The organism is Sphingobium sp. (assembly GCF_041987595.1).
Taxonomy (GTDB): Bacteria; Pseudomonadota; Alphaproteobacteria; order Sphingomonadales; family Sphingomonadaceae; genus Sphingobium.
Genome location: NZ_JBHIWJ010000270.1, coordinates 286 through 505, shown reverse-complemented (window position 1 = coordinate 505; position 220 = coordinate 286). Strand labels below are relative to the sequence as shown.

At 59.5% G+C, this 220-nt stretch carries 1 protein-coding gene; it reads left to right on the top strand.

Annotated elements, in window-relative coordinates; genetic code table 11:
* Positions 1 to 220 (top strand): TonB-dependent receptor domain-containing protein (locus tag ACFC3J_RS23125; protein WP_375198231.1); only part of this gene is annotated, 220 nt, incomplete at both ends.

Sequence of the window (220 nt, the reverse complement as noted above, 5' to 3'; positions counted from 1 at the left end):
ATGCCGGCACGGTCGCCTATATCGGCGAGCGCAAGATCGAGGGCATCGAACTCGGCTTCAACGGCAATATCACGCCGGAATGGAACGTGTTCGGCGGCTATACCTATATGGACTCGGAGATCGTCGATGGCGGTTCGACGGTCACGACCGTCAACGGCGTGTCGATCGCCGCACCGAGCGTGAATACGGGCAAGCAATTCCCCAACACGCCCAAACACAG